Here is a 4025-nt window from a genome sequence, read left to right on the forward strand (position 1 = left end):
ATGGCGCTGTCGCCCTCTCCGATGCCCAGGAGCTCTGCGACTTCAGCAGGTGCGGGCGCGAACCTGGCACCTGTGATGACCGCGTGCTCCCCGGGAGGGCCGATCTAGGGTCGTGGCATGGCCCGACCCCAGCGCATCGTCCTCGTCCGGCACGGAGAGTCGGAGGGCAACGCCGACGACACCGTGTACGAGCGCGAGCCCGACCACGCCCTGAGGCTCACCGAACGGGGCCTGCGACAGGCCGAGGCGACGGGCGAGCGGCTGCGCGAGCTGTTCGGCGACGAACACGTCAGCGTGTACGTGTCCCCCTACCGGCGCACCCACGAGACGTTCCGCGCCTTCCACCTGGACCCGGAGCGGGTACGCGTGCGCGAGGAGCCCCGGCTGCGCGAGCAGGACTGGGGGAACTGGCAGGACCGCGACGACGTGCGCCTGCAGAAGGCATACCGGGACGCCTACGGGCACTTCTTCTACCGCTTCGCCCAGGGGGAGTCCGGCGCGGACGTCTACGACCGCGTGGGGGCCTTCCTGGAGAGCCTCTACCGCAGCTTCGAGGCCCCCGACCACCCGCCGAACGTCCTGCTCGTCACCCACGGGCTGACCATGCGGCTGTTCTGCATGCGCTGGTTCCACTGGTCGGTCGCCGACTTCGAGTCCTTGTCCAACCCGGGCAACGCCGAGACCCGCACGCTGCTGCTCGGCGAGGACGGGCGCTACACGCTCGACCGGCCCTTCGAGCGCTGGCGCACCCCCGAGCCGTACGGCGCCACCGGTTAGAGTGGCTGTGCGATGACCGCTGACTCCTCTTCCGACCGGCGCTTCGAACGCGCCCTGGCCAGCCTGCGCGGGCTGGCCGTGGGGGACGCCCTGGGCTCCCAGTACTTCGTCCCCGCCCACTACCCCCTCCTCAAGAGCCGCGAGCTGCCCCCGGGCGCCTGGCAGTGGACCGACGACACCGAGACCGCCTGCTCGGTCCTCGCCGTGCTCGCCACCCACGGCCGCATCGACCAGGACGCCCTCGCGGCCTCGCTGGCCGAGCACCACGACTTCGACCGCGGCTACGGCCCGGCCGTCAACCGCATGCTGCGACTGGTCCGCGAGGGCGGCGACTGGCGCGAACTCGCCTCGGCCCTCTTCAACGGGCAGGGCTCCTGGGGCAACGGCGCCGCCATGCGCATCGCGCCCCTGGGCGCCTGGTACGCCGACGACCCGGAGCAGGCCACCCACCAGGCCGAGATCTCCTCGTACACCACCCACCAGCACCGCGAGGCCGTCGTCGGGACGATGGCCGTGGCCGCCGCCGCCGCGCTCGCCGCGGACCCGGCGGGCCCGCCGACGCCCGGCGCACTGCTGGACGGCGTGATCGCCCTGGTGCCCCGCAGCGCCGTGGGCGCGGGGCTGCGCCGGGCGCGCGACATGCTCGACTACGGCGACGCGGGCACCGTGGCCGCCGTCCTGGGCAGCGGCAGGCGCACCAGTGCGCACGACACCGTGCCGTTCGCCCTGTGGTCCGCAGCGCGGGCGCTCGGCGACTTCGAGGAGTGCTTCTGGACGACCGCACAGGTGGGCGGCGACGTCGACACCACCTGTGCGATCGCCGGGGGAGTGGTGGCCGCGTCGGCCGCCGGTGCGCCGCCCGCCGCCTGGGTGGAGCGCACGGAGGCACTGCCGGACTGGCTCCCGGAGAAGCCCCGCTTCTGATCCGTACGGTCGTGGTCCGTACGGGCACGCGTCGTGGTCCGTAAGGACACCGGTCCTCCGGATGGTCCGTAACCCAGCCGTACGGCAAGCGTCCGGACGGGCACCGGTCCTCCGGGTCGTCCGGAACCGTCGTCCGTACGGGTCGTACGCCGCTGCCCGCGCGGTCGCGGGCCCTCCTGTCCGTACCGGCCGTACGCCGCCCCTCCCCGCGGCCCCGGCGTCTGTCACGGTCCTGACACAGGGCCCGCCGGGAGGGCGACCCCCGCAGGGACCCGGGCATACCCTTTCGGCCAACCGCCGTGTTGATCATGTGATCGCCCGGAACCTGACGTGCGCGGCGGAGGGGGAGGGGGTCCCGTCCATGTCCGATTCCGATGGCATACCCGGAGCCGTACCCGGTGCGTCCGGCGGCACGGACGGCGCGGCGTCCGGACAGGTGCCGGAAGCCGCGGCGACGGCAGGTAGCGCGACGCCCGGCAACGCGATGCCCGGCCAGGAGCCGGTGACCGCCGCAGCCGCGCAGGCCGCACGCGCGCGTGCCGCCGCCCCGCCGGGGGCCGTCGTGCAGGCGGCCCCGTACCCCTATCCCGCCGCGCACGCCTGGCGTCCGCCGGGCGGGGCGCCCCCGCCGCCGGGGTGGTACGAGAAGGCCCGCTCCGGACCCCCGGCGCCCGTCAGCGGTGCGACGCTCGTGGCCGTCGTGGTCACCGGTCTGCTCAGCGGGCTGCTGCTCGGCGACGGCATCGGCGTGAACCTGCTGCTCGTCGCGGTGCCCGCGGCCCTCGCCGCGTACTTCGCGGCCCGCGGGGCCGGCCGCCGCGCCCGCCCCTGGACGCTCCTGTGGGCCCTGGGCGGCCTGGCGCTGCTCGTGGTGCCCGCGCTGCGCGACGCGGCCTGGCCGAGCGTCCTGGCGGTCCTCACGGCGATCGGCGTCGGCGCGCTCGCCCTGCACGGCGGCCGCGGCTGGGCCGCCGTGCTCCTGGCGCCGGTGGGCCTCGCCGAGGCCGTCGTGCCCGGCACCACCTGGGCCTGGACGGGCCTGCGGGCCCGGGCGGGGTCGCAGGGGCGGGTCGGGCCCGTGCTGCGGACGAGCGCGGTGGCACTGGCCCTGGTGGTGGTCTTCGGGGCACTGTTCGCCGGGGCCGACGCCGCCTTCGCCGACCTGGTGGGGACGCTGGTGCCGGACGTCTCGATGGCCGAGAGCCCGCTGCGGGTGCTGCTGGCCCTCCTCGGCCTGCTCGGCGCCGTGGCGGCCGCCCGCACGGCCGCCGCGCCGCTGCGCTGGGACCGCGTCGTGGCGAAGCCCGGGCGGGCCAGGAGCCGGCTGGAGTGGGCCCTGCCGCTCATCGTCCTGAACCTGCTGTTCGCGGCCTTCAACGCGGTCCAGCTCACCGTCCTGTTCGGCGGCTACGACAAGGTGCTGAGCGAGACCGGCCTGACGTACGCCGAGTACGCGCGCCAGGGCTTCTGGCAGCTCCTGACGGCCACCCTGCTGACCCTCGCCGTCATCGCGCTCGCCCTGCGCTGGGCGCCGCGCTCCGACGCGCGCGACCGCACCCTGGTCCGTACCGTCCTCGGCGTGCTGTGCGCGCTCACCCTGGTCGTCGTCGCCTCCGCACTGCGCCGCATGGACCTGTACGTCGACGCGTACGGGCTCACCCGGCTGCGGATCTCGGTCACCGTGATGGAGCTCTGGCTCGGCCTGGTGCTCGTACTGATCATGGCGGCCGGGGCGTTCGGGGCGCGCTGGCTGCCCCGGGCGGTCGCGGCGAGCGCCGCGGTGACCGTACTTGCCTTCGGCCTGGCGTCGCCCGACGCGCTCGTCGCCGAGAGCAACGTACGGCGCTTCCAGGAGACCGGGAAGATCGACACCGACTACCTGGACGGGCTCTCCGCGGACGCCGTGCCCGCGCTGGACGCGCTGCCCGAGCCCCAGCGCTCCTGCGCCCTGCGGCAGATCGCGGTGGACCTCCGCGGGGACGGCGGGCCCTGGTACGCGACCAGCTGGGGCCAGGCGCGGGCCCGGGACGTCATCGCCACGCGCGCGGTGGCGCCGCGCGACTGTGTGACCGGCCCCCGCGACCCGTACGAGAACCCGTACGGGGACCCCTACGGCGGTACTGGCCGCACGGCGGAGCCCGACGGGGGTCCGGCCACCGAGGGCGAGCTGGATCCGTAGGGGAGCCCCCGGAAGCCCCGGAAGGGGCTCTGGCAAGGAGAAGGTCTGACAGACGGAGGGGCGGGCGGTACGGGTGCCTAGCGCGTCCACGCCGACCTGGTCGTCTTCTCCGCCGGGGTGCGCCCGCGCGACCGGCTGGCCCGCA

At 75.3% G+C, this 4025-nt stretch carries 3 protein-coding genes; all 3 read left to right on the top strand.

Annotated elements, in window-relative coordinates; genetic code table 11:
- Positions 1–117 precede the first annotated feature (117 nt).
- Positions 118–777: a histidine phosphatase family protein gene (locus tag ABT160_RS39345; protein WP_351653368.1), complete on the top strand. Its 660-nt coding sequence runs from the start codon at positions 118–120 to the stop codon at positions 775–777.
- A 12-nt stretch (positions 778–789) separates the two neighbouring features.
- Entirely contained in the window at positions 790–1701 is a 912-nt protein-coding gene (locus tag ABT160_RS39350) for an ADP-ribosylglycohydrolase family protein (protein ID WP_351653369.1), read from the top strand.
- 361 nt (positions 1702–2062) lie between these two features.
- The gene (locus ABT160_RS39355) at positions 2063–3880 is read left to right on the top strand and encodes a DUF4153 domain-containing protein (protein WP_351653371.1); all 1818 of its coding nucleotides are present in this window, start codon (positions 2063–2065) and stop codon (positions 3878–3880) included.
- The last annotated feature ends 145 nt before the right edge of the window (positions 3881–4025 follow it).

This window comes from Streptomyces sp. NPDC001941, assembly GCF_040296945.1.
Taxonomy (GTDB): Bacteria; Actinomycetota; Actinomycetes; order Streptomycetales; family Streptomycetaceae; genus Streptomyces.

Coding starts and splice junctions, on each gene's coding strand:
- ABT160_RS39345 (WP_351653368.1), top strand. CDS start 118: ATGGCCCGACCCCAGCGCATCGTCCTCGTCCGGCACGGAGAGTCGGAG.
- ABT160_RS39350 (WP_351653369.1), top strand. CDS start 790: ATGACCGCTGACTCCTCTTCCGACCGGCGCTTCGAACGCGCCCTGGCC.
- ABT160_RS39355 (WP_351653371.1), top strand. CDS start 2,063: ATGTCCGATTCCGATGGCATACCCGGAGCCGTACCCGGTGCGTCCGGC.